This window comes from Roseimicrobium gellanilyticum, assembly GCF_003315205.1.
Lineage (GTDB): Bacteria > Verrucomicrobiota > Verrucomicrobiia > Verrucomicrobiales > Verrucomicrobiaceae > Roseimicrobium > Roseimicrobium gellanilyticum.
The window spans coordinates 155,779-181,644 of record NZ_QNRR01000004.1 but is presented as its reverse complement, the minus strand read 5'-3'; the positions used below and the strand labels follow the sequence as shown (position 1 = coordinate 181,644).

Below are 25,866 nucleotides of genomic sequence, written 5' to 3'. Positions count from 1 at the left end.
GCGTGTGAAGTTTTCCGGTTTTTACGCCAGCATTGTTAAAAACAGGTGTGCATGGTCGTGGAACGCTCGTATTTATTGCGTGGAACAAAAAAGACACATTGATCCAACGTTTAGTCTGGCATTGTAGCGGACTTCCGCTTCATTTAGGTCAGCGGCGCAAGGGAGTTTCGCCAGGGAAACATGATCGCAATTCCCTGTTTCTGAATGAGTTTCGACTCAAATGGCATCTTCCGACTTTTGACTTTTTCTGCGAAACAAGCCCTCCTTAGTGCTTCTCGCTTCGTGTCTCCGCTGACACATGGATTCCCTTCCGTGTGACGTGACTGTCACCGGGAGAACACGGGCCGCAAGTATGAATCACCGTCATCGGGCAAATTTCATGCCATCCGAGTCTTTCAATTCCTCTCGCGAAGAAAGCCGGAAAACGTTTATGGAAAATCGCAAAACGCCGGAGTTGTTCACACTCCTCTGGACGTGTGTGGGAAGAACTCTTCCCGGCGAAAGTCACCCGCAATCGCGAACAACCCGCGTGACGAAATTGCCAGAATCGAGCGGAAACCGCCTCAGGCTCATCCCTGATCGCGAGACAGGGCCCCCTCAGCCAATGTCGAGCAATCCATCCTCGCCAATGGCGAAAAAAGGATTCCAGGCAACTTCCCAGTAGTGCCCATCCAGGTCGCGGAAGTACCCGTAATGTCCACCCCACGGCGCATCTTGCGCGGGTTTTACGATGGTGGCTCCTGCCTTCTCCGCCAGCGCCAGCACTTCTGCCACTTGGGCCTTCTCCCGGACATTGTGCGCGATGGTGATGCCCGGTGAACCTGTGGCCGCGACCGGAGTGTCCTTCGAAATATCCTCCGCCAATGCATGGAACGGATACAGGGCCAGCCGCACTCCAGCCGTGCGAAAGAAAGCCACCGGCCCACCCTCCTCGTACGTGGTGGAGAATCCCAAGCCATCTCGATAGAAACGAACGGCGCGCGGGAGGTCGGTGACGCCGAGCGTCAGGAGGGAGATGCGAGGTTCCATGAGAGAGGTTCGAGTGAGCACCTGTCCCTAGTCGGACCCGCGCGCGCTTCAATCAGCCATCCGCCTAAGTATTTATTGCGACCCTTTGCGGAAGGGCGGGTTGAAATGGGAAGCACCGCGGCCCCCGGCGGTTTCAAGACTTTCCCCAATTTCTTTTCCTGCCGCTCCGATGAAGAAGCCACCTTCCCAACATACCAATACCTACTGGCTCAGCCCTGACGGACAGCACGTGAACGGTCCCTACTCCATGACCCAAATCCTGGCCATGCATCAGGTTGCACCGCTGGCTCCGGACATGCCCATGCGCCTCGAAGGCACCGACTCCTGGGCCACGGTGGCGGACTGGCTGCCCATCGTCGTCCCGCAGTCTCCCAGGGCCCGTGCACGCGAAGCCGCAACGGCTCGCGCGCAGAACCCGGCCATTCCTCCGTGGACGCTGCTCGCAGGACTCGGCATCGCAGTTGCTGCCGTGCTCTATTACTTCTTTGTGCTGTGACGGGAGTGACATCCTCCCGCGCCAACCAAGGTATCAGACGGAAAAACCATTGATCTGCCTGGCCCGGCAGGAAAAACTGCCGGCGTGGAATTCCTGATGGTATGCCTGGGCCTGGCGATTCCGGTGCTGGTCACCGCACTCGCCCTGCGCAAAGCCGCCATACTGGTGCTGCGGGTGAAGCCATCGCTGGAGAAGGTCCTGGTCCTCACGCTGCTGATGGGAGGGGTGAGTACCGCGCTGCATTGGGGCGTGGGCCGTGTGGTGGCAGATGCCACGCAGGACTCAAATGCCATCCTGTTCTCTGCCTTTGCCATCTGGACAGGAGCAGCGGTCATTCACATCACCGTTCTCGCCTTCAGCCTGCAGATCACTCTCGCCAGCGCCATCAAGGTGTATCTGCTCATGCTGTTCGTGGTACTCGTGACGCTGTTCACGCTAGCCACCATGGCGTTCCTCCTGAGCTGGCTTTGGATGGCAGTGAAGACACCGCTATGAAGGCCAGACGGAAGTCTGGACACTTCACCCGGCCGCACCGTTTATTTGCATTCCCGCAGACCGCCTCTTAATCTGCGGCCCCTGGTACTCGGTACTCCACCCAATCACATGTCCCTCGAATCCACCCTCCAGCAGGCCGCCGCTGACGGCAAACTTCTCGAAACCTCCGTCAAGAACATCCAGTCCCTGCTGGCTGGCAGCACCAACCCCGTGTACCTCCTCAGCGTCCAGGAACTCGTGGACGCGGGAGAATGGACGGAGCTCAATGACCGCTTCTTCGCCTCGCTGAAGTTTGGCACCGGCGGCCTTCGCGGACGCACCATCGGCAAGATCATCACCAAGGCTGAGCAAGGCACCGCAGCACCTGGTGAGCGCCCCAGCTTCGCATGTGTGGGTACGAACTCGATGAACGAGTACAACGTGTCCCGTGCCACCCAGGGCCTGGCCAACTACTGCGTGAAGTACCGCAAGAACGCCGGACTCAGCGGCAAGCCTCGCATCGTCTTCGCGCATGACACGCGCCACTTCTCCACCGAGTTCGCCCGTAAGTGCGCCCAGATTGCGACCGACCTCGGCTGTGACGTCTCCCTCTTCGACGGCCCGCGCGCCACGCCGGAAATGTCCTTCGCCGTGCGTGAACTGCGCGCCGACGCGGGTGTGATGCTCACTGCCTCGCACAACCCCGCCCACGACAACGGCTACAAGGTGAACTTCGCCGATGGCGCCGGCATCATTGAGCCGCATGCCACGGGCATCATCACCGAGGTGAATGCGGTCAAGTCCGAAAGCTACACTCCTCTCCCCGATGCCGAACGCGGCACGCTTGCCCTGCTGGGTGAAGAGATGGACGAAATCTACCTCAAGCGTGTGGAGACTCTCATGCTGCAGCCGGAGCTGCTGGAGAAGGCGAAGAGCCTGAAGATTGTCTACACCGCGCTCCATGGCGCCGGTGGCGTGCTCGTGCCACGCATCCTGCGCCAGCTCGGCTTCAACCTTCTCACCGTGCCCGAGCAGGATGTCTTCGACGGACGCTTCCCCACCGTGGCCTCACCGAATCCGGAAAATGCTCCCGCGCTCGCCATGGCTGTGGCCCTCGCGGACAAGGAGAATGCGGACATCGTCATCGGCACCGACCCGGACTGCGACCGCATGGGCGTGGGCGTCCGCGCTCGCAATGGCAAGATGCAACTCCTCACCGGCAACCAGATTGGTTCGCTCATGGGTTGGTACCGCATCAAGACTATGTTCGACCTCGGCATCCTGAACGAGTCGAACAAAGATCACGCCGTGCTCATCAAGACCTTCGTCACCACCGACCTGCAGGCTGCCGTGGCCAAGGCCTACGGCATCGGCGTCATCAACACGCTCACCGGCTTCAAGTACATCAGCGCAAAGCTGGAGAAGTATGAGCAGGCTCTTCCTGCTGAGGAAAAGAAAAACTACCGCGACCTCAGCGATGCCGAAACACGTGACCTGCGCCTGAAGCACAGCAAGTTCTTCGTCTTCGGAGGTGAGGAAAGCTACGGCTACCTCGGCACCGATTTCACCCGCGACAAGGACGGCAACGGCGCCGTGGTCATGTTCGCTGAAGTCGCCGCCTACGCCGCCTCGCAAGGCCGCAAGCTCATCGACCTGCTGGATGATATCTATGCCGAGTTCGGTTACTTCCTCGAAGTGAATCACAGCAAGACCTTCGAAGGTGCGGAAGGCGCCGCGAAGATCCAGAAGCTCGCCGACTCCTATGTGAACAGCCCGCCCACCAGCTTCAACGGCAGCCCCGTCACCAGCGTGAAGGACTACAGCAAGGGCGGCCACAAAGACGAAGAAGGCGACGACATCCCCAAGGAAAAGATGCTCTGGGTCTTCCTCGAAGACGGCCGCGCCTTCGCCGTACGCCCCAGCGGCACCGAGCCCAAGATCAAATACTACCTCTACGGCAAGCAGCAGCCCAAGAGCGGCAAATTCATCGCCGAGGAGTTGGTCGCCGCGAAGGAGAAAGTCAGCGAAGGTCTGAAGACGCTGTGGACCGCCATCGAGGAGGACATTGAGAAGCGGCTGGTATAAGCCGCGCAGTAGCTCACATTTCAAGGCAGCTCAAAGTAGCTTCGACTTCAGTCGAGCGTTCAGGAAAGAAGCCACCACATGGGGTGGCTTCTTTTTTGTGTTGGGTGTGGCAGGCTGCATTGGATTCAACGCAGCGCCGAGCGGAGCGAGACGACTGCGAAGCAGCCCGAAGGGTGAGGACGACAGGACGAATCAAACACAGAGACGCAGAGGAACTTCGGAGACTGAGAAGCTCCTCATGACACCTAAAAACGCCTCACTCTCCATTCAAACTCTCAGCTCTCAACTGCCGACTCTCAACTCAGGTCAGGCTATCAACCATCAACCAAAAACCATCAACTGAGGTGCGCTAATTTCTTGGACCACGGGATAAGAGACAAGCCGTATGAGTACCGTGAACCGGAAAAAGCGTTACAGCAGTGATTTCAAAGCCCATGCCGTGGAGTTGGTCCGCACGGGTAAGAGCGTGCCCGAGGTGGCCGAGGAACTCGGCATTGGCACTGGCATCCTTTACCGTTGGACCCAGTCCCAAAGGCAAACGGTGCAGCTCGTTGGCACAGACCTCCGAGCCGCAGGTGAGGAGGGCGAAGCCAACGAGCTGCACCGTTTGAGACGTGAAATCGCCAACCTGCGTCTGGAGAACGACATTTTAAAAAAGGCCGCTGTCATCCTGGGCACGCCACCACCGTCCAAACCCGCGAAATGATCCTGCAACTCCAACGCCAGACCGGTGGGAGTGTTCGCAAGATTTGCGACGTCCTGGAGCTGCCCCGCAGCAGCTTTTACCATGCGGCAAATCCTACCCCACGCCAGGAGGAAGACGCTTATCTGGGGGAGCTCATCGAGGAGATCTTCAAACGCAACCGGTGCCGCTATGGCTGCCGCAGGATCCATCAGGAACTGTGTGACCATGGCATCGTGTGTGCGCCTTCGAGGCTGCGCCGCATCCTCAAAACACGGGGCCTCAAAGCCATTCAGCCCAAGAACTACCTGCCCAAAACCAGCGATGGCCGGGCAGACCGTCCCAGTGCCAATCTGCTGGCTCAGCAGCCCTTGCCGCAGAAGCCTGGCCAGGCCTGGGTCGGAGACATCACCTTCATTCCTGCTGCGGCAAGCTGGCTCTACCTGGCCGTGGTCATGGACTTGGGATCACGCCGCATCGTGGGCTGGAGCCTCGCTACACACATGCGTGCAGAACTCGTCGTCCACGCCTTGGAACAAGCCCTCCAAACCCATCCCAAAGCCAGCGGCGTTGTCTTCCACAGCGACCGAGGCAGCCAGTATGGCAGCACAGCCTTCCGCTCCGTGCTCACGCGTGCAGGTATGTGCCAGAGTATGTCGGGTCGAGCCAACCCCTATGACAATGCGTGGACAGAATCCTTTATGGGCACCCTCAAACGCGAGATGCTTCAAGGAGGTCGCTTTGAAGACCTCACCGATGCGCGACTGGAGCTCTTCGAGTACATCGAGGGGTACTACAACAATCAGCGCAAGCACTCCGCTATCGGATACCTCACCCCCAATCAGTTCGAGACCCAATCCAGAAACCTAAACTAAGACACTCGCTGGTCCAAAAAAGCGTTGCACCTCAAACCTTCCCTCAGTCTCCGAAGTTCCCTCTGCGTCTCTGTGTCTCTGTGTCTCTGCGTTGAACACCCTGCACGCAAACTCACCCTCCAGCGCCTGAGCCAATCCTCAGACAAGTAATTGCCGATTATCACACCACAGCATCAACTTCGGTCAGGCGAGACGCCTAACGCCCACCGTCAGGCCAGAAGGCCTAACCTCCTTGAGCTTCTTTGCTGCTTTCGCTGCTTTGCGTTAAACCCCCACCCTGCCATACCCGCTCCCGCGCGCGCAGTGCTCATACAGATGCCCAAACACCTCGTGCGCGGACACACTCATGGAGCGTGGCAGCTTGGGAAGGTCACCAATCAGCACAGGCCAGTCCTGCGTGTCATCCGGCACACGACCGTGTGAGCCTTTCACCAGCGTCGCATCGAGCGGAATCACATCGAAGAGCGTGCGCAGGCGCATCGTCTTTGCTGCCAGCTTCAATCCCAGCTTGAGCTTCGGACGCTTGATCTTCGGATCCAGGAAGAGCTCCACCGGGTCGTACCCCGGCTTGCGATGGATATCCACGCAACGCGCGAAGTCGGGCGCGAGCTTGTCATTCTCCCAGTAGTAATACGTGAACCAGCTGCGGAAGTCTGAAACTACGACGAGGTCGCCACTGCGATAGTGGTCCAGCCCGGCGAAGAACTTCTCTTGCTTGCCAAGAATCTGCTGCACGCCGGGCGTATTCTGCAGCACCTCGATCACCTCTGGCGCGATGGACGGATCATTGAGATAGATATGCGCCACCTGGTGGTCCGGGATCATCACCACCTTGCTTCCGCCGAGATCCAGCGTCTCGCGACCGAGTTCGTTCTTGATGCTCAGCCAGCCCTTTTCGCGGAAGACGCGATTCAGGTGCACTGGGCGATCCACCTCGGTGATGCCATACTCGCTGAGCAGGATGACCTTGATGCTCCGATTCTCGAAGAACGTGATCAAGTCCCCCACCACATCATCAATCTCTTTGAGTGCCGTGGTCACCTTCTCCATATCCGGGCCGTACCGCTGGAGGTCATAGTCCAGGTGTGGCAAGTACACGAGATTCAGGCTGGGCCAGCAGCGCTCCTCCACCCATTTCGCCGACTGCGCAATCCACGCCGTGCTCTTGATGCTCGACGCCGGCCCCCAGAAATGCGGAAAGGGGAAACTCCCCAGGTCCTTCTTGATGCGCTCCCGCATCCCCATCGGCTGCGTGTGCACATCGAAGACCTTGCGTCCATCCGCCGGGTACAGCGGTCGCGGGGTGATGGAGAAGTCCGCGCTGGAGTACATGTTGTACCACCAGAAAAGCTTCGCACAGGTGAATTCCGGGTCCACACGCCGCAGTGCCTCCCAGAGCTTCTCGCCGGAGACAAGATTGTTACTCTGCTTCCAGAAGCGGTGCTCGGAGTACTCGCGGTCGTACCACCCATTCCCCACGATTCCGTGGTCACGCGGCAGCCGCCCCGTGAGGTAGGTGCTCTGCATCGTGCACGTCACCGCAGGAAGCCCCGGCTGTACCCGCGCAATGCGATTTCGCTCCATGAAGGCGCGAATATTCGGCGTCGCCTCACAGATGAGGCGGGGCGTGAGACCCACGACGTTCAGAATGGCAGTGCGCTGCATGAGTAACGAGACGTGACTAGACTGTCCTTAGCTTGGCGGAACCGCAGTCAACGGGAGCGAGCGAGAGAGTCAAGCGGCAATGGCGGAAGATGCGAGGATCCGCGGGAAAAACTCGCGCAAGAAAAGCGAATACCTCATCGAGCAACGCTGCGCTGGCTGGATATTTGTTCGCTATCATCCCGCCATCACCGCAGGCCACGATCAACGGCATCTGCGAGTGCCGTCGCTGTGGCGGCCATCGCGACGGAATCGCGACCATTCTGTTCGGTGATTCTCCGGACATGGGAGCGCTCACGCAACCACGCAAGCTGGTCCGCGAAAAGAGCGCGCAGCAGCTCGCAATAGCGGCGCATCTTGTCCCCGTCGGGATGATAGTGGAGATCAATCTGCTGGAAGAGATCAAGTTCCTGAAAGCGGCCACGGGCGGCCCGTTCGCCTCCTCCCCAGGTCTTCAGTACATCCAGCCGGGAACCGGGGAACATCTCCATGAGCGTGCGCGTCTGCTCCTCATCCACCACCGCATGGACGCGGGCACGGACGGGCACCCATTCTTCCAATGTTACGTCCCCCCGTTCGAACAGCAGACGGAATTCCTGCCGGTCAAGGCGGGCGGGCTGGGTGAAGCTGTGGTGGAAATGCACCAACGCGCCCGTGGCATGGCGCACGGTGCATTGGACCATCTCCTCTATACCCGTTCCCGGACGCAAGGAGCGCTGGGCAGCGACCACCTCCCCCTGGCCCAGCCAGCCTGCGAAGAGATCAAAGAAGTGGACACCGTGCTCGACAAAGATGCCGCCGCTTTTTTCGCGGTCCCAGAACCAATGATGGGGTGCGAGGCCTTCGTCGCTGGCGAAGTTTTCCAGCCGTCCGTAGAGGCAGGCACCGAGGACGCGAGACTCCACAAGGCGGGTGATGACATCGGACAACGGATTGTAGCGCTGCATGAGATTCGCGATGCAAAGGAGGTCCCGAGATCTCGCCAGGGCGAGGAGTTCGTCCGCCTCGCCAGTGGTCATGGAAAGCGGCTTTTCGCAGATGACATGCTTGCCCGCTTGCAGGGCTGCACGCGCCTGGGAGAAGTGGAGAAACGGGGGCGTGGCGATGTACACGAGATCCACGCCGGGGTCCGTTAGCAGCGCGTCCACACTCATGACATCAGCAACGCCGAAGCGCCGTGCCATGGCCAGAGCCGCTTCGCGGTGAGTGCCGGCGATACCCACGAGCTGCGTACCGGGGACTTGGAGGAACTGCTGAAGCGCGAAGAGACCGAATCCCCCCGCACCGATGGCGCCGATGCGCAGGGTTTCATATTTCATGGCAGATGATAGGTGGGACAGGACGCGAAAGACAACGACACCAGGCCAGGTGACGGAGCTGAGGGAACACACCGCCTCCGACTGCAGCGCAGCCAGCAGGGCATCCAGCGACAGGCTCGCGATGGCTGAGGCTTTGTCGCTCATGGCATAGGGCAGGATGAGCTGGCGACCATGAAGCAAGGAACCGCAACTGTAGACGACGTTGGGCACGTAACCTTCGCGCTCGTTGCCTTCCGGGGCGAGGAGCGGCTGGCGCAGACGTGCGATGACCTTCCTGGGGTCCTCGAGATCCAGCAACACAGCGCCGATGCAGTATTTGCGCATGGGACCTACCCCGTGGGTAATGACGAGCCAGCCAGCTTCCGTCTCGATGGGTGAGCCACAGTTGCCCACCTTCACGGACTCCCACATCTCCGAGGGACGGAGGATCACCTCCGGGTCATTCCAGTGATGGGGATTGTCCGAAAACATGATGAAGAGGTTCTCATCGTCCTGCCGCGAGAGCATCACGTAGCGCCCCTGGATGCGCCGGGGGAAGAGCGCCATCCCCTTGTTCTGGACGGCACGGCCATTGAGAGTGAGGATGCGGAAGTGAAGGAAGTCCTCTGTCTCGATGAGCATGGGAAGGATGGCCCGCCCATTGTAAGCCGTGTAGGTGGCGTAATACATCACCGATCCATCGTCATCCACGAAACGGACAAAGCGTGCGTCCTCGATGCCATTGGTTTCATTCGGAGATACGGGGAAGATGATACGCTCACTCATGGCGAGCTTGTCGGAGAAGCTCAGTTCATAGTTGGAGTCAGCCAGCCACTGGATGCACTCCAGCGTGCGGGCGAGATCGTGTGTGGCTGGCTGGGACTCATGACGCACGGTGCCGATGCTTTTGTTCAGATCACTCAGGGTGAAATCCTCCGCAAGCGGGGCCATGACGGCAGCGGCATGGCCTCCCTCAAACCCCATCTCAGCCAGCTTGATGATGAAACGTCGTTTTCTGTACCTGGGATTGGGGACAATCACGGGCGCGGTGACGAAGCGTGACACCGGGTCCAGTGAAATGTTTCCCTCAGGCGAGATGGTGCCGACGCGGAATTCAATGGAAGAGATATGACCTTCACCCGTAGCCCGGAGGCTCATGACAAAACGCAAGGCGCCAGCATCAAGGCCGCTCTGGTCAGGATGGGGCACAATGGAAGGATTGAATAGCGCAGCGGACTCCAGTGCATACTCACCGGAGAACAGAGCGCCAATGAGCATCTTTCTTTCGTTGGAGAGCGGGCGCTGGGTGAACACGTGCCGCTCCACCTTCTGGAAATGCCCCAGCAGCAGCGATGCGATAGCGAAGTGACGCGCCTCGAACTCCTGTCGCACGGAGTCCAACTCATGACAGGCCTCCTCCTCCGTGAGGGCGAGCGCCCGGCCGATGATGGTGGTAATGCGATGAATTTCCGCAGGGATGAACGGGCGAATGATCACCCTGGCGCTTTCGGGGAGGAGCGTCACCTCGTGACGTCTGAGGTACACGGAACTCATGGAGAAGGATGCGGCAAGGGTGGAGTGGGATGTTCAGCACCCGCCATTTCGGCAAGTGCCAGGTGAAAGGCGAGCGTGGACTCCGCGCCTTGATTTTCGTTTACGCGATCATGATGCAGGCCGTCGCTGCAACCGCCTGTCGTGAAGTCATAGAGCGCCAGGCCCAGGTCGTTGCGCCCGAGGAACCATTCGAAGGCGCGCTTCGCCTCACGCGACCATGAGGCATCCTGCGTGGCACGGAAGGCTTCATAACACGCTGACACCATGGCCTGTGCTTCTACCGGCTGCTGGTCGAAGTCCGCGCGCGCACCATCCCGCAGATAAAATCCATTGCTGCCAATCGGGCGATAGCAGCCTGCCTGCGTCTTCTGGATCGATACCAGCCAGCTAAGCGACTTGAGCCCGACGTCCAGCGCCACCTTGTTCGGCGACCACTGACCGCTGAGGATGAGCGCCTGGCAAAGGCGCGCATTATCGTAGGTGACATAAGGCTCAAACCACGGCCAGTTTGCGGTCGCGCAGGTGTTCCAGAGATCCACAAGCCGGTCCGTGAGCAATGCACGCATGGCAGCCAGTTCCGGAGTGCATTTGAACTGGCGCAAATACTCATGGATGCCCAAGAGGGTGAAGCTCCACGCGCGTGGTGAGGTGAAGGAGGAGACAACTTCAAGTCCGCGCTCAAAGAGCTGCGCCGATAGCCGGCGGTGGCCTTCATTGCGCGAGCGGCCCGCGCCCACTCCAGCCGCCCAAAGTGCGCGGGCATGGCTGTCTTCACTCCCGTATTCCTCCAGCCACATGCGCCCATGGCTCATGAAATTGCGGAAACGTCCACTCTTGTAATCGAGAGCTGCGGCGAGAAATGCAAGGTAACTGGTGGCGAGGGTACCAAGATTCTCCGCGGGCGGATCACCCCCAATTTCCTCAAGCATGTTGCACAGGATAAAGGCGCGTGCGTTGTCATCCGTGCAGTAGCCTTCATGGAAGTTTGGCACATTGAAAATCGCGTGCTGGAAGATGCCCGTGCCATCGCTCATGCGAATCACATGATCCAGTCGCGGTGGTGGCAGTGCGTAGGGACGGCTGCTGAGTGTCCAGCCCGCGAAGGCAGTGCGGGGGTTGGCCTTTCGCGTCGCGCGGGCCTGCCGGAAAGATTCCAGATAGCGCTCTGCCACGGCAGGCCAGATCATCTCGCGACCCATGGCATAGGCATCGGCACGTATCCTTTCCATGCGCAGAGGCTCGTCGAGTAGCCCGCAGACAGCCTCTGCAATCGCTTGGGAATTGCGGAACGGAACGAGCGTCCCACGCCCGCCCGCCAGGAGTTCCTGCGCGTGCCAGTAGGGTGTGGAGACCACCGCCTTCCCAGCCCCGAACACGTAAGCCAGGGTGCCCGAGGTAATCTGCGCTTCATTCAGATACGGCGTGAGATAGATGTCCGTCGCGCCGATGAATTCCTTCAAGTCGTCCTGCGAGACGAAGCGGTTGTAGAAGATGATGTGACCTTTCACGCCCCTGTCTTCCGCGAGACGCTCGAGGCTGAGGCGATAGCGCTCACCCTCACGTTCCAGTAGATGGGGATGCGTGGCGCCCAGCACCAGGTATACCACGTCCGGATGGCGCCGGACGATCTCCGGCAGTGCTTCTATCGCATGCTCGATACCTTTGCCTGGGCCGAGCAGTCCAAAGGTGAGGAGTACCTTCCGTCCGTTCACGCCGAACTGCTCCTTGTAGCCACTGGAGTCCACGAAGGGCATGTCCAGGATGCCATGCGGAATGAGATCCACCTTCGCTTCCGGGATCCGGTAGGTCTCACGGAGGATCTCAGCGCCCTTTCGCGCCATCACCACGAGACGATCGCTGCGTTCGGCCAGTTCCTTCATCACCCTGCGTTGCACGGGATTGGGCTCCTGGAGAATGGTGTGCAGCGTGGTCACCACAGGCATTCGCAGTTCCTTGATGAGCGCGAGAACATGGCTCCCACTGGGGCCGCCGTATATGCCGAACTCGTGCTGCACGCAGAGCACATCCACGTTGTTGAAGTTCAGAAAATCCGCAGCCCGTCTGTAGGAATCGAGATCCTTCTCCAGCAACTCAAACCGCACGCGCGAAGGATAGACATACCCGTCCGTCCGGTCATTCACCGCACCCGTGAAGCATTCCGCGTGATGAGCCGCGAGGGCCACCGATTCGCAAAGGTCATGGGTGAACGTGGCAATCCCACAAAGCCTTGGCAGGTAATTGCCAAGGAACGCGATCCGCTGAAGACCAGCAGTACTCAGGACAATCCTCTCACATGCATGAACATGCCTCACAAGACAGCCTGCACAGCATAAAGCAACCCCGCGTTTCCAATCTCCCCAAGCGGCGGCGATTTACCGAGCATCCCTATACTAGACCCTTCACTCCAAAAGTATGAAAGCTCACCCCAATCCATCCTGCAATCCCCCGCCTCCTTGCCACCCCGGCAGGCGTATGTAAAATACCCCCCAGAAACCCTGACCTTGATGGAAGCTCCCGAACCCGAATCTCGCTACTACGACTCCCACATGCACACCGCCCTGTGCAAGCACGCCTGGGGGCTGCCGGAGGAGTATGCCGAGATTGGCAAGAGACGCGGGCTTTCGGGCGTCATTTTCACCTGCCACAGCCCGATGCCCCGCGGTTTCTGGCCGCACGTGCGCATGGATGAGGCCCAGTTCGACGAGTATGTGGCCATGGTGGAGCGCTGTCGCGACCACTATCAGGGCGTGATGGATGTGCGCCTTGGGATGGAGACGGACTACTTCCCCGGCTTCGAGGACTGGGTGCAGGAGTTGCACAATCGTGCGGATTTCCACTACGTGCTCGGCTCCGTGCACTGGCAGGGGCCGGAGTACCATGCGCGCTTCGGCCAGGGCAGTGCGGATGATTTCCGCCGCAGCTACTGGGAAAACCTCGCCGCCTCCGCGGAAACAGGCCTCTTCGACTGCCTGGCGCACCCGGACCTCATCAAGAACTACCGCGCAAGCGAGTGGTCGTTTGAACCGTGGCAGGAGACGATTGCCAGCTCACTGGATCGCATCGCGAAGACCGGCGTGGCCATGGAGCTGAACACCTCCGGCTTCCACAAGAGCTACCAGCAGATGAACCCCAGCCTCGCCATGCTGCAGATGATGCGCGAGCGGAACATCCCTGTGGTCATCGGCTCGGACTCACACAAGCCCCTGCGTGTGGGGGAAAACTTCGTCGGCGCCTTGGAGAAGCTGCAACGTGCCGGGTTTGAGAGCGTGCGCATCTTCGAGCATCGCAAGCCCAAGGACCTCGCCATCGCCAGTCTTTTGCCCCGGCTGAAGGCGGCTGCGCTCCGCCTTGCGGACGAGCCCATGTTCTTCGCGGCGTGAGTTGAGTCAGCATTCAGAAAGGCAAAAATTGCGCCACAGGGCTGTGCCGCAAAAAGGGAAATGTGCCTGCATTTCCCCCTTGTCGGCACGCGGCATGCTGCCTAATCTCGCCGCATGGACTTCCCCAGACGTAGTTTTCTCCTCACAGGCCTGTGCGGCCTGGCCTTGGCCGGACTCACCCAGTGCAAAAAGAGCGGTGGCGGCGACGCAAACACCATCGTGGTGGGTGAAGTGGCCGCCCTGTCCGGGGGTACGGCCACGTTTGGCCAGTCCTCCCACGCTGGCACCCAGATGGCAGTGGATGAAATCAATGCCTCCGGCGGTCTGCTGGGCAAGAAGGTGACCCTCATCACGGAAGACGACCAGTCCAAGCAGGGCGAAGCCGGTACCGTGGCGAAGAAGCTCATCTCGCGTGAGAAGATTGTCGCCCTTCTCGGCGAAGTGGCCTCCGGCCGCTCGCTGGAAATGGCACCCATCTGCCAGAAGGAAGGCGTGCCGATGATTTCGCCCGCCTCCACGAATCCGAAGGTGACCGAAGTCGGCGACCATATCTTTCGTGTGTGCTTCATCGACCCCTTCCAGGGGACGGTGATGGCCAAGTTCGCCCTGGCCCGCGGCTGGAAAAAGGTGGCTGTAATGACGGACGTGAAGCAGGACTACAGCGTGGGCCTCTCCCAGTACTTCAAAGAGTACTTCACGAAGAACGGCGGCACCATCGTGGGTGATCAGAGCTACAGCTCCGGGGACAAGGACTTCAAGGCGCAACTCACGAAGCTGAAGGAAGGTGCTCCAGATGCCATCCTCGCCTCTGGCTACTACAATGAGACCGGCCTCATCGCCGTGCAGTGCCGTGAACTCGGCATCTCGGCACCGCTTCTCGGTGGCGACGGCTGGGACTCCCCCTCCCTCGTGGAAGTCGCGGGCAAGGCCATTGAAGGCAGCTTCTTCTCCAACCACTTCTCCGCAGAGGACAAGGCCCCCATCATCCAGAACTTCATCACGAAGTACAAGGAGAAGAACGATGGTAAGACGCCCGATGCCATGGCCGCGCTGGGTTATGACTCCATGATGATCCTCGGCGCCGCCATCAAGAAGGCGGGCACCACCGAGGGCAAGGCTTTGCGCGACGCCATCGCCACCACCAAGGACCACGCTGGCATCACCGGTGTCATCTCGCTGGATGAGAAACGCAATGCCAACAAGCCGGCGGTCATTCTCACGATCAAGGACGGCAACTTCGTATACGTCGAAACCGTCGCCCCCTAAAGAGCCTTGGAGCAGTTCATCCAGCAGTTGCTCAACGGCCTTTTCCTGGGGGCCATCTATGCATTGATCGCACTGGGGTACACGATGGTGTACGGGGTGCTGCGCTTCATCAACTTCGCGCATGGAGATGTCTTCATGCTGGGCGCCTTTGCAGGCTACTACCTGCACAAGGCGCTGATGCCGCTGATGGGAGCGCTGCCTGCCCCCATCAGTGCGGCGGTCATCCTGCTCCTGGCCATGGCTATTTGCGCCGCGCTGGGGATTCTCATCGAATTCCTGGCGTACCGTCCGCTGCGAAGCCGTCCACGGCTCAATGTGCTCATCACGGCCATCGGTGTCTCGCTCTTCCTGGAGTACACCGGCCAGCTCATCTTCGGCGCCACGCAGCGCCCCTTCCCCGAGGTCATCCCCAAGAAGAACATCGAGGGACTGGGCGGGCTGTATGTCTCGAACACCCAGGTCATCGTGCTGGTCACCACGGTGGCCCTGCTCGTGGCCCTGCGTTTCATCGTGATGAAGACGAAGATGGGCCTGGCCATGCGTGCCCTGTCACTCAATCCCACAGCAGCCACGCTCATGGGGGTGAATAACAGCGTCGTCATCTCCTTCACCTTCGGCCTTGGCTCCGCGCTCGCGGCGGCGGGCGGCATCCTGTACGCCTCGCTCTATCCCTCCATCGAGCCCTTCATGGGCATCCTTCCGGGATTGAAGGCCTTCGTCGCGGCCGTGCTAGGCGGCATCGGGAATATTCCAGGGGCAGCGCTGGGCGGCTTGATCATCGGCATCACGGAGACACTGGTCGCCGGCTACAGCCAGGACATCGGCATTCCCTCCGGCTACAAGGACGGCGTGGCCTTCGTCATCCTCATCCTCATTCTCCTCTTCAAGCCCTCCGGCCTTCTCGGGAAGGTCGAACGCGAGAAAGTATGATCTTCAAGAAATACGGCACCCAGCTCTTTCTCCTGGCGGCGCTCGTCGTGAGTCTGGTCGTTTCGCTGTTCGCGGACCAGATTGATGACTACTACATGGACATCGCGCTCAATGTGGGGATCAACATCATCCTCGCCGTGAGCCTGAACCTGGTGAATGGCCACACGGGCCAGTTCTCCCTGGGGCACGCCGCCTTCATGGCGGTGGGTGCGTACGGCTCCGCCGTGCTCACGCTGCAAGCCGGTGCGCCCATGGTGTCCGCACTGGGAGGCGGCGTGTTTGGACAGAGCCTCGTCTTCATCATCGCGCTGCTCGTCGGCGGTGTTTTCGCGGCACTGCTTGGCTGGATGGTCGGTGTGCCCTCCCTGCGACTGCGTGGAGATTACCTCGCCATCGTGACCCTGGGCTTCAATGAAATCGTGCGCGTGGTCTTCACGAATACGAATGCGGACGGTCCCTTCGGTGGCGCACTTGGTCTCAAGGGCATCGAGCCGTACACAAACTTCTTCTGGGTCTTCGCCATCGCTGCCATCTCCGTGTACGTGGTCGGCTCCATGGTGAACTCCACCTACGGTCGTGGCTTCCTGGTCGTGCGTGATGATGAAGTGGCAGGCGAGTCCATGGGCATCAATACCGTTCGGTACAAGGTGACGGCCTTCGTCATCGGCGCCTTCTTCGCCGGTCTCGCAGGTGGTCTGTATGCCCACCTGCGCACCACCATCTCCGCAGAAGGTTTTGGCTTCCTGAAGTCCGTGGACGTGGTGGTCATGGTCATCCTCGGCGGCATGGGCAGTACGCTCGGCGTCGTCATCGCCGCGGTCGTGCTGACGGTGCTGAATGAGTACCTGCGGGACTTTGAGCAGTACCGCATGATCATATTCTCCCTGATCCTGATCATCATGATGATCGTGCGCCCACAGGGCCTGCTGCCCAACGTGGTGCTCCAGCGCAAGAAGAACAAAAAGACAGTCGACCCCGCCTGATACCGACCTAGTTCATGAGCGCAAACTTGGAGCTTGAAAATGTGACGGTGCAGTTCGGCGGCCTGCGTGCCGTGGGCGATCTCACATTCGCCGTGAAGCCCGGCGAGTTGCTGGGTCTCATCGGCCCGAACGGCGCGGGAAAGACCACGGTCTTCAATCTCATCACCGGCGTGTACCAGCCAACCGCCGGCGGCATCCGCTTCAATGGCGTGCGCGTGCCCGGCCACAAGCCTCACCAGATCACTCGCATGGGCATTGCCCGCACGTTTCAGAACATCCGCCTCTTCGGCTCGATGTCTGTCTTCGACAACGTGCGCTCCGCCATGCTGATGCACATCAAGCACGGCATCACCCACTCACTCCTTCGCGCGCGGGCCTTCCGCGATGAGGAGAAGCTCCTCGCCGCCGAGGTTCATGATCTGCTCGGCATCTTCAATCTGGAGAGCATGGCGGAGGAGCCCTGCAAATGCCTTAGTTACGGGGACCAGCGCCGCCTGGAAATTGTCCGCGCCCTCGCCACCAAGCCCAAGCTCCTGCTCCTCGACGAACCCGCCGCCGGGATGAACCCCACGGAAAAGGAAGAGCTCATGAATCTCATCCAGTTCATCAAGGAGAAGTTCAACATCTCCGTGATGCTCGTGGAGCATGACATGACCGTCGTCATGGGCATCTGCCAGCGCATCGTGGTGCTGGAGTATGGCATCAAGATTGCCGAGGGCACACCGGATGAGATTCAGAAGGATCCGAAGGTGATTGCGGCGTATCTGGGGACGGAGTGAGGAAGGGTTGATGGTCTATGGTTGATAGTTGATAGCCTGAACAAATTTCCATCAATACCTCCATTGAACAACTTAGAGAGCCTGGCCACATGAAGAGTGTTTCCACATTCGAAGCTCCTCAAGCTATCAACTATCAACCATAGACTATCGACCCTTGCCATGTTTGGATTCGAAAAACTCGACGTGTGGCAAAAGGCGATTGAATTCGCGGATCAGGTTTACACCGTGACACGTGCCTTTCCGTCCGACGAACGTTTCGGGCTCACCAACCAAATGAGGCGAGCAGCAGTGTCAGTCTCCTCAAACATCGCTGAAGGCAGCGCGAGGATTTCGCCAAAGGATTTTGCGCGTTTTATTGAAATTGCCACTGGGTCCGTCTACGAAGTGGTTTCCCAGGCATTCATCGGCCGCAGGCAAGGATTTCTCTCACCCGCTCAGTTTCAAGAGCTGTACAGCAGCGCGGAGCATCAAGGAAAAATGCTGAGCGGCCTTCGCCGCTCATTGCTGGAATCCTGAAGCTTGCAGTTCTCAGGCTATCAACTATCAACCATAGACCATCAACTCCTCCGATGCTGGAACTGCAAAATCTCGAAGTGGCCTATGGCTCGATTAAGGCCCTGCATGGAATCTCATTGAAAGTACCGGAGAAGAGCATTGTGACGCTCATTGGAGCGAATGGCGCTGGAAAGTCTACCACGCTGCGTGCGATTTCGGGATTGCTCAAGGCACGCGGTGGCTCGGTGAAGTACGACGGTGAAGACATCACGAATGCCGCGCCACATAAGATTGTCGCGAAGGGATTGTGCCATGTGCCGGAAGGCCGCATGATCTTCGCGAACCTCACGGTGGAAGAAAATCTCCGCATGGGTGCGTATCTGCGGAAGGACTCGGCGGGCATCAAGACGGACACGGAGTACTGCTTCCACATCTTCCCGCGTTTGAAGGAACGCAGGACGCAAGCGGCAGGCACCATGTCTGGAGGTGAGCAGCAGATGCTGGCCATCGCGCGTGCACTGATGGGACGTCCCCGCTGCCTCATGCTGGATGAGCCATCCCTAGGCATCGCGCCGATTCTCGTGCGCGCCATCTTCGACCAGATTGTCGCCATCAACAAAGAGCGCGGCCTCACCATTTTGCTCGTGGAGCAGAACGCGAACCTTGCATTGAAGATTTCCAGCTACGGGTATGTGCTGGAAACTGGTTGCGTACTTCTGGAAGACACGGCGGAGTCCTTGCAGAAGAATCCCGAAGTGCGTGCGGCGTATCTGGGGGACTGAGAGTCCACACACTACTGCTGCTGCCGATGGCCCATGAAACGTCGCTTTGCGTCTTGGAGTGCGGTGGCAAGCGTTAGCGCGACACCGCTTTGAGCGGAGGGACGCCATGCCACCTATCCACTCATCGGCGCTATGAGCTATCGTGAGGTGGTCCGCATTCGGTGAGTTCGGGTGGCCTTGCCATACGGGTGCGGGGTGAAGTGCATTGGATTCAACACAGAGACACGGAGACGCAGAGGAACTTCGGAGACTGAAGGGGAACCACCAGACCATCTTCTATGCGCGGTAATTTGTCCTGAAGGGATTCAGCGTTGAAGAGCCCGGGACTTGGATACTGGAGCATTCTCAGACCTCAACACATCCCACCCTCCGCTCAAAGCGGTGTCGCGGCCTCCAGGGAGGCCTGTGCCACCGCACTCCACGACGCAAAGCGCCCTCGCAACACGACTCGATGATGCCACACCTTTACAGCCTCATTCTCAGTCTCCGAAGTTCCTCTGCGTCTCCGTGTCTCTGCGTTGAACTCACTGCAGCAGAACACACCCACCACCCCAATCCCAACCAAGTCGCACGAGTCACCGTGCCCCCCACCCATTCACGCTCACCCCATCACCCTCGCCACCACCCAGCACACACTCACCACCGCAATCACCCCCGACGCCGGCACTGCCACGGCCTTCCGGTACCATTCCCGGTTCCAAAACGCGCTGCACGCCAGATACGCCACTCCCACCACGGCCAGGTGTCCCAGGCCCACGCCGAGGTTCAAGCTTAGCAGCGCAATCGGAAACGTCGCCGGTGACAGGGACACCTCCACCTTCTGGAACGCATTCGCAAACCCCAGTCCGTGCACGAGACCAAAGACGAACACGGCCGCCAATCTCCACTTCCAGCGCTCCGGCTTCGGCAGCAGAATATTCTCCACCGCCACCATCGCAATGCTCAGCGCAATGAGCGGCTCCACCACATTTCCGGGCACCTTCACCAGCCCCAGCATGCCGAGCCCGAAGGTCACCGAATGTGCCATGGTGAAGAGCGTGATCTGCAACAGCAGCGCCGGAAAGGCACGGCACATGAAAAAGAGTCCCAGCACGAACAGGATGTGATCCAACCCTTCTGGGATGATGTGTACGAACCCCTCGCTCAGGAAGTGCGCCGCCACTCCACCCATGCCCTCCTCCTGCCACGCCAGCAGGAAGGGTAGCAACAACCCACCCATCAGCACAGAGAGGGAGGGTTGCAGAAGAGCGAGGGAGAGTGACATCGATGCGTTGAACCAGACTGGACTGGACTGGACTAGAACTTGTACGTCAGCCTCACGCGGAACGTGCGCGGCTCCGTGGGGTGCAGATGAATGTCATCATACCCCTCGGCCCGCTCGCCCTGCAGGCGGCTGGTGTAGAAGTATTCAATGTCGTTGTCCTCACGGTCAAACAGGTTCAGGCACTCAACGGCCGCTTCCCAGTTCTTCTTGCGGTAGCCGATGCCCGCATTCACCAGGAAGCTGGACTTTCCTTTCACCGAGTTGTCCTCGATGAGCGGGCGACGGTCAAACGCCCGTGCACGGATGCTGGCAAAGGGTCCCTCCTCCTGCCCGTGGGCACCGAGCGTGATGCCACCGCTGAACATGAGTGGCACGCTGCTGGGGATGTAGTCGTCATTTCCGGAGTCCGTGAAACGCGCATGCGTCAGCGCAATCTCCGCGTCCAGCGTGAACCACTCCACCGGCCGCCAGTAGCTGGCGAACTCCAGACCATAGCGCCGCGAGCCCGGACCAGCCTCGTTCGTCCCTGCATCGCCGATGTACACCAGTTCACTGTCACTCTCGATCCAGAAGAGCGCCAGCGTGGTGGTCAGGTTCGGCATCACCTGGCTACGCACGCCAATCTCCGCACTCTGGGTGCGCACCAGCGGGTCCACCTTGTCCACGCGATCACCGCTGCCGGGGTCGATGACGGTATTCACGCCGCGAGCATCGTTGCTGTGGAAGCCCATGCCGTAGCTGAGGTAGAGCTCCGTCTCATGCCACGGGCCAAAGATGGCGCTGATTTTCGGGCTGATGATGCCGTCGAACTCATCGCCTTCATTCGCACTCAGCGTGCTGGACTGCGTGTCAAAGTAGTACCCATCCGCGCGAAGTCCTGCCACCGTGCGGAACCAGTCCGTCCAGTGCGTCTTGGCCTCACCGTAGATGCCGGCGCTGGCTTCATACACCTCATCCTCACGCACCGTGAGGAAACGGCGGCGCGCCTCGGTGCGATACAGTCCGATATCTCCTATCACATCATGTCGCGTCTGGAAGCCCAGCGTGTACTCCGCTTCATGGCCGAAGAACTCGGCATTCTCCCAGGTGCGGGCGATGTTCCCACCGAAGATCCAGCGACTCTCCTTCTGCTCAAACTGGTCGCCGCGATCCGGGTAGTCGAGGAAGTAGGTGAAGTTCGAGAAGAGGTCGAGGTCGTAGTAGATGGCATACGCATTCCCACGCGTGACCACATCGCCATCCCGTGTCTGGAAGGTGGCATTCAGGCTGTAGCGCTGGGATTCACCGAGTGTCGTCGGGTCCACGGTACCGAAGCGGTCGAGGCGTCCGTCCTCAATGGCACGCTTTGGAATCTGGTCGCTGGAGTTCCAGTCGGCATGGTAGCCCATGAAGGTCACGGTGAAGAAGTTGTCTTCGTCGCCGTGGAAATAGCGCAGCATGCCGTTCCAGCGCTTGAAGTCATCCGGGTGCACCCAGGGACCGTCATACGTGTTGTACTCCAGCGCATACGTGAGGCCGCTCGTCACACCGGAGGACACAGGCTGCACGGGATTCTTCCCGACGTTCTTGGGATTCTTCGGATCCGCGGCTACCGAGGGCGCCGCCTCAGGAGCATCCAGCATGATGGAGCCAGCGATGAGACCACGATAGTAGTTATCCTCACCGATTTCGAAGGTCGCCTGATTGTGCGGCAGCTGATTGAAGAACAGGAAGTTCGCCGAGCCCGCCGTGGAAAGGTCACCATCCGCCGCCGCGAAGGTGCCCTTGCGGTACTCCACGCCTTGGAGCAGTTCCGGGATGAGCGGATTCAAGTCCGTGTAGCCCTGTCCGTGCGCATGCGTGCGCATATTCATCGGCATGCCTTCCACCGAGACTGCGAAGTCCGTGCCGTGGTCGAGGTTGAAGCCGCGCAAGAAGTACTGGTTCGCCTTCCCGCCGCCCGCATGCTGGGTGATGATCACACCGGGAATGATTTCCAGAATCTCACCGCGACGCAGCACGGGCCGCGAGAGCAGGTCCTCCGAACTCGCACGGCCTTGGGAAGCCGTGGAGGCCACGCCGACAAGGTCCTCCGCCTTGCCGGTGACGACGATGGGAGCGAGTTCTTGGGGAGCGGATTCTTGAGCGGAAAGTGAGACGGGAACAAGAGCCGCCGCAAGAGAAGCGAGCAGCGACTGGGAGAGGAAAGGTTTCATGGGAGTGATTGAAATGAGAGCACGAGTGAGAGCGAATGTGGCAGCCGGGCCGAAGGCCTTGGACTGCGTGCAGCCTGCTGCCGCTTTGAAGAGTCCACAGCCTGCTGTGGCGATGGCTGCCCCCGCTGGGAGCATGGCCACACGAATGAAGGGAATGATAGGCGGCTTCGCCGCGATGGAACGCGCAGCAGGCTGCGCTGAGAAAAGCGGCAGCAGGCTGCCGCAGTCCAAGGCCTTCGGCCCGGCTCCTACGAGTCTTCCCTTTCCTTTATGCCACTCGTGGTGGCGGACTCGGTGGCGCATTGGCCCAGCTTGAGGCCATCGGCTGCCACTCCCATGCGGCTCGCCTCACAAGGATACCTTCCAGCTCCATGAGAGCAGGCGTGGTCCATGTCACGAAATCCAGCTTCGGCTTTCCATCCTTGGCTTTCTCTTTCTTCCCGGGAGCCTTGGTGGAAGAGGACGACCACTCAGGCACGACTCCATTCCGCACCATCTCCCGCGCCTCCTCCCACTCCAGGCTCACCATCGCCTCGTGGAAACCCTTCACCACGCCATGCTGCGCAGTCTCACGCACCACCGCCTTGCTCATCATGAGCATCGGCACCAGCACCAACGGCCCGCCCACCAGCTGGAAGAGCGCCAGCAGGTACAGGTGTCGGAATTTTGAGCGCAGGAAGGACATGAATAGCGACTGCGCTGGATGCTGGCAGGCGCGTCAGGGTATGGCAAACGAAAAACGGCCTATGCCGAGGGGTTGATAGTCGATGGTTGATAGTTGATAGCCTGACCTAAGTCGAGAGTTGGTGGCGGAGAGCCCGAGAAAGACTCAGGCTTTGAAGTTTCTTTGTGGCCTCCGAGTTGAAATCTCAAACGGACCACCGCCCGAGTCCTTAACCTCTCAACACCCTCAGGCTATCAACTATCAACCCTCGACTATCAACCAATTGTCACTTGCCTTTTCCCCCAGACTTGATGAAAACGTGCCATGGCAAAGAAGAGTCCTGCGAAGAAAATCGCGCTCAGCGGCAAGCCCTTCTGGGTCGGGTTTGATTTCGGCGGCACGAAGATGATGGCGGTCATTCTGGACGCCGACTACAACGTCCTCGGCACCGCCAGGAAGTCCACCCAAGGCGGCGGCAAGGGTGCGGCGCGCGGCATCAAGCGCATCCAGGCCACCATCGAGGAGGCCATGGCCAATGCGAACGTCCGCCCGGCCAAGATGCAGGGCATCGGCATCGGCTGTCCCGGCACGGTGAATACCGAGAAAGGCATCCTCATTCACGCGCCCAACCTGAATTGGAAGCGCGTGATGCTCGGGCCCGAGCTGGAGAAGCTCTACAAATGTCCCGTGGCCGTGCTCAATGACGTGGATGCCGGCACCTACGGCGAGTACACCCTCGGCGCGGGCAAGGGCTCACGCTCGCTGCTCGGGGTCTTCCCCGGCACCGGCTTGGGCGCAGGCTTCGTGTATGATGGCAATCTCATTCGCGGCGCGAATGTCTCCTGCATGGAGCTGGGCATGATCTATGTGCCCGGCACCCATCTGAGCTCAGCTTTCCCCGGCTACGTGCTCTTCGAGGATCTCACCAGCCGCCTCGGCATCGCCGCCGCTGCCAGTGTGGAATGCACGCGTGGCAATGCACCCCTGCTCGATGCCAAGACGAATGCCGTGCTCAAGGAGATGCGCAGCAAGGCGCTCTCCACCTCCTTCAACGCACACGAGCGCGCCACGGAAACCATCTTCCTGAATTCCCTGCAGTACCTCGGCATGGGTATCTCCATGGTGGCCAATCTCATGGCCCCGGACCACATCACCCTCGGCGGTGGTCTCGTGGAGGAAATGCCCAAGCTCTACCTCCAGGCCATGCGCGAGCAGGTGGAGCGCTTCACCGTCCCGGAGATCTACCGCGGCATGAAGTTCTCCATCGCCAAGCTGGGGAACACCGCCGTGGCCTGCGGCTCCATTGCATGGCTGCGCGCAAAAAAGTAAAATAAATCACCGACCAGCGGGCCTTGAGTCATATTTCTGGCCCGCCGCTTGTCACCACCCCGAAGGCAGCGACAAGCAAGCCCCGCACCATGTCTTCACCCGACCAGCTCGATACCGCCGCGATCATCCAGTTCGGCTCGACCTCCGTGACCCTGCTCGTCGCGGAGAAGGCGGCAGACGGCACCTTCTCGCAGCTCGACTATCTGGAGAAGCCACTGCCCCTGGCCCGCGACATCTTCCGCACCGGCACCGTCTCGCGCCCCGTGATGGAGCAGGCTGCCGCCATCCTGCGCGACTTCCGCCAGACGCTCGGCGAGTACGCCGTGCCGGATGCGAACCTGCGCTGCCTCACCACCAACATCCTCTCCGAGGCGACCAATCACGAAATCTTCCTGAACCGCATGCAGGTCGCGGGGAATGTGCGCGTGGAGCTCATCGATGACGGCGACATGACGCGCCTCATCTACCAGACCACGGTGCGCCTGCTGAAGAGCAATCCGGACATCGCGAATGGGAATACGCTCGTCTCCCACATTGGCCCGGGGAATACGCGCGCGCTGCACTTCATCAAAGGGCGTATCAATGCGTACTCCAGCTACCGCCTCGGCATCTTCCGCACGCGCGAGGCCATGGCGCTGGAGTCAGGCCCCGCGCAGCAACTGGCCTACATCGAGGAGCAAATCCGCGGCGTGGTGGATACGCTGGCCACGGACTACTCCGAGGCGAAGCCGGACTACCACGTCTTCATCGGCACGGAAATTCAGAGTGCAGCGCCGCTCATCGCCAAGCCGAAGCAGGGCGCGAGCTTCATCACGGTGAAGCAGCTTGAGAAATTCACCGAGTCCATCGCCGCCATGTCTGCGGATGAACTCGTGAGGAAACTCCACCTGCACTACACCGGCACGGAGGGCATCACCCCTGCCCTGCAGACAAACCTCGCTCTCGCGCGTCGTTTTGACGACCAGGTGCTCGTGGTGCCGGAGGGCGATTTCCAGCGGGACCTACTCATGGACCTGCTGGAGAGCAATCCGCTGACCCAGACCTTCCAGGATGAGGTGCTCCAGGCCGCGCGCGAAGTGGCCAAGAAATACAAGACCGACCACAAGCACGCCGAGCATGTGGCGAAGTTTGCCCAGCAGATCTTCTCCGACCTCCAGTCACTGCACTCGCTGGATGCACGCCATGAGCTGCTGCTGCGCGTGGCCGCCATCCTGCATGAGACAGGCATGTTCGTGAGTCCGCGCGAGCATCACAAGCACAGCCTCTACATCATCCTGAATACGGAAGTATTCGGCCTTTCCGCACGCGACCGCACGCTGGTGGCCCTCCTCGCACGCTACCACCGCCGCTACAATCCGAGCCCGAATCACGCAGACTTCTCCGAGCTCTCGCGTGAAGATCGCATGACTGTCATCAAGCTCGCCGCCATCCTCCGCGTGGCAGACTGCCTGGACCGCAGCCACTCCCAGCGCATCAGGAAAGTAGACCTGAAGCGCGAGGGCGACACCTACGTCATCGAGACGCCCGGGGTCGAAGACACTACCGTCGAGCAGATCGCGGTGAACGGGAAGTGCGATATCTTTCGTGAAATCTATGGCTACGAGGTGCTCCTGCGCACGCCGTAAGCCCATTCCCCACTGCCGG

At 60.0% G+C, this 25,866-nt stretch carries 21 protein-coding genes; 14 read left to right on the top strand and 7 right to left on the bottom strand.

Annotated elements, in window-relative coordinates; genetic code table 11:
• Positions 1–597: 597 nt before the first annotated feature.
• Positions 598–1,029: a VOC family protein gene (locus DES53_RS13235; protein ID WP_113958752.1), complete on the bottom strand. Its 432-nt coding sequence runs from the start codon at positions 1,027–1,029 to the stop codon at positions 598–600.
• Positions 1,030–1,198: 169 nt separating this feature from the next.
• On the opposite strand from DES53_RS13235, the gene DES53_RS13230 reads away from it, so the two are divergent.
• The 5 genes from DES53_RS13230 to DES53_RS13210 all read left to right on the top strand — a co-directional run bounded on the left by DES53_RS13230 (position 1,199) and on the right by DES53_RS13210 (position 5,641).
• Positions 1,199–1,525, top strand: a complete 327-nt coding sequence (locus DES53_RS13230; RefSeq protein WP_113958751.1) for a hypothetical protein — start codon at positions 1,199–1,201, stop codon at positions 1,523–1,525.
• 84 nt (positions 1,526–1,609) lie between these two features.
• Complete coding sequence (locus DES53_RS13225) at positions 1,610–2,020, top strand: hypothetical protein (protein WP_147263389.1); 411 nt, start codon at positions 1,610–1,612, stop codon at positions 2,018–2,020.
• Positions 2,021–2,128: 108 nt separating this feature from the next.
• Positions 2,129–4,084, top strand: coding sequence for a phospho-sugar mutase (locus DES53_RS13220; protein WP_113958749.1), 1,956 nt, complete (start codon positions 2,129–2,131; stop codon positions 4,082–4,084).
• 394 nt (positions 4,085–4,478) lie between these two features.
• Positions 4,479–4,790: a transposase gene (locus DES53_RS13215; protein ID WP_170157083.1), complete on the top strand. Its 312-nt coding sequence runs from the start codon at positions 4,479–4,481 to the stop codon at positions 4,788–4,790.
• The gene (locus DES53_RS13210; protein WP_113958747.1) at positions 4,787–5,641 is read left to right on the top strand and encodes an IS3 family transposase; all 855 of its coding nucleotides are present in this window, start codon (positions 4,787–4,789) and stop codon (positions 5,639–5,641) included. Before DES53_RS13215 ends, DES53_RS13210 begins: the two co-directional genes overlap by 4 nt.
• A gap of 264 nt (positions 5,642–5,905) precedes the next feature.
• Here DES53_RS13210 and DES53_RS13205 read toward each other — a convergent pair whose 3' ends face one another.
• The 3 genes from DES53_RS13205 to DES53_RS13190 all read right to left on the bottom strand — a co-directional run bounded on the left by DES53_RS13205 (position 5,906) and on the right by DES53_RS13190 (position 12,467).
• The gene (locus tag DES53_RS13205) at positions 5,906–7,306 is read right to left on the bottom strand and encodes an alkaline phosphatase family protein (protein ID WP_113958746.1); all 1,401 of its coding nucleotides are present in this window, start codon (positions 7,304–7,306) and stop codon (positions 5,906–5,908) included.
• A gap of 185 nt (positions 7,307–7,491) precedes the next feature.
• Positions 7,492–10,155 carry a glycoside hydrolase family 130 protein gene (locus DES53_RS33725; RefSeq protein WP_245958166.1) on the bottom strand — a complete coding sequence of 888 codons (2,664 nt, stop codon included), beginning with the start codon at positions 10,153–10,155 and terminating at the stop codon, positions 7,492–7,494.
• Positions 10,152–12,467, bottom strand: a complete 2,316-nt coding sequence (locus tag DES53_RS13190; RefSeq protein ID WP_281270152.1) for a glycosyltransferase family 4 protein — start codon at positions 12,465–12,467, stop codon at positions 10,152–10,154. The genes DES53_RS33725 and DES53_RS13190 overlap by 4 nt, the downstream gene beginning before the upstream one ends.
• 141 nt (positions 12,468–12,608) lie before the next feature.
• On the opposite strand from DES53_RS13190, the gene DES53_RS13185 reads away from it, so the two are divergent.
• The 7 genes from DES53_RS13185 to DES53_RS13155 all read left to right on the top strand — a co-directional run bounded on the left by DES53_RS13185 (position 12,609) and on the right by DES53_RS13155 (position 18,770).
• Positions 12,609–13,535 (top strand): histidinol-phosphatase, encoded by a 927-nt coding sequence (locus DES53_RS13185; RefSeq protein ID WP_245958164.1) that lies wholly within the window; start codon positions 12,609–12,611, stop codon positions 13,533–13,535.
• Positions 13,536–13,649: 114 nt separating this feature from the next.
• On the top strand, positions 13,650–14,801 hold the full coding sequence (locus DES53_RS13180) for an ABC transporter substrate-binding protein (RefSeq protein ID WP_113958744.1): 1,152 nt from the start codon (positions 13,650–13,652) through the stop codon (positions 14,799–14,801).
• 6 nt (positions 14,802–14,807) lie between these two features.
• Complete coding sequence (locus DES53_RS13175; RefSeq protein ID WP_113958743.1) at positions 14,808–15,731, top strand: branched-chain amino acid ABC transporter permease; 924 nt, start codon at positions 14,808–14,810, stop codon at positions 15,729–15,731.
• Positions 15,728–16,714: a branched-chain amino acid ABC transporter permease gene (locus DES53_RS13170; protein ID WP_113958742.1), complete on the top strand. Its 987-nt coding sequence runs from the start codon at positions 15,728–15,730 to the stop codon at positions 16,712–16,714. Before DES53_RS13175 ends, DES53_RS13170 begins: the two co-directional genes overlap by 4 nt.
• Positions 16,715–16,728: 14 nt before the next feature.
• Positions 16,729–17,493: an ABC transporter ATP-binding protein gene (locus tag DES53_RS13165; protein WP_113958741.1), complete on the top strand. Its 765-nt coding sequence runs from the start codon at positions 16,729–16,731 to the stop codon at positions 17,491–17,493.
• A gap of 159 nt (positions 17,494–17,652) precedes the next feature.
• Complete coding sequence (locus DES53_RS13160; RefSeq protein ID WP_113958740.1) at positions 17,653–18,009, top strand: four helix bundle protein; 357 nt, start codon at positions 17,653–17,655, stop codon at positions 18,007–18,009.
• A 53-nt stretch (positions 18,010–18,062) separates the two neighbouring features.
• On the top strand, positions 18,063–18,770 hold the full coding sequence (locus DES53_RS13155) for an ABC transporter ATP-binding protein (RefSeq protein WP_113958739.1): 708 nt from the start codon (positions 18,063–18,065) through the stop codon (positions 18,768–18,770).
• A 601-nt stretch (positions 18,771–19,371) separates the two neighbouring features.
• On the opposite strand, the gene DES53_RS13150 is transcribed toward DES53_RS13155, so the two are convergent.
• The 3 genes from DES53_RS13150 to DES53_RS13140 form a co-directional block, all read right to left on the bottom strand.
• Positions 19,372–20,034 carry a HupE/UreJ family protein gene (locus tag DES53_RS13150; protein ID WP_113958738.1) on the bottom strand — a complete coding sequence of 221 codons (663 nt, stop codon included), beginning with the start codon at positions 20,032–20,034 and terminating at the stop codon, positions 19,372–19,374.
• 32 nt (positions 20,035–20,066) lie between these two features.
• Positions 20,067–22,229 (bottom strand): TonB-dependent receptor, encoded by a 2,163-nt coding sequence (locus DES53_RS13145; protein WP_170157082.1) that lies wholly within the window; start codon positions 22,227–22,229, stop codon positions 20,067–20,069.
• 268 nt (positions 22,230–22,497) lie between these two features.
• Entirely contained in the window at positions 22,498–22,914 is a 417-nt protein-coding gene (locus DES53_RS13140) for a hypothetical protein (RefSeq protein ID WP_113958736.1), read from the bottom strand.
• A 303-nt stretch (positions 22,915–23,217) separates the two neighbouring features.
• Here DES53_RS13140 and DES53_RS13135 point away from each other — a divergent pair, with 303 nt between their 5' ends.
• Both DES53_RS13135 and DES53_RS13130 read left to right on the top strand, forming a co-directional pair.
• Positions 23,218–24,222, top strand: coding sequence for an ROK family protein (locus DES53_RS13135; RefSeq protein WP_113958735.1), 1,005 nt, complete (start codon positions 23,218–23,220; stop codon positions 24,220–24,222).
• An 89-nt stretch (positions 24,223–24,311) separates the two neighbouring features.
• Entirely contained in the window at positions 24,312–25,847 is a 1,536-nt protein-coding gene (locus DES53_RS13130; RefSeq protein ID WP_147263388.1) for a Ppx/GppA phosphatase family protein, read from the top strand.
• Positions 25,848–25,866: the final 19 nt, after the last annotated feature.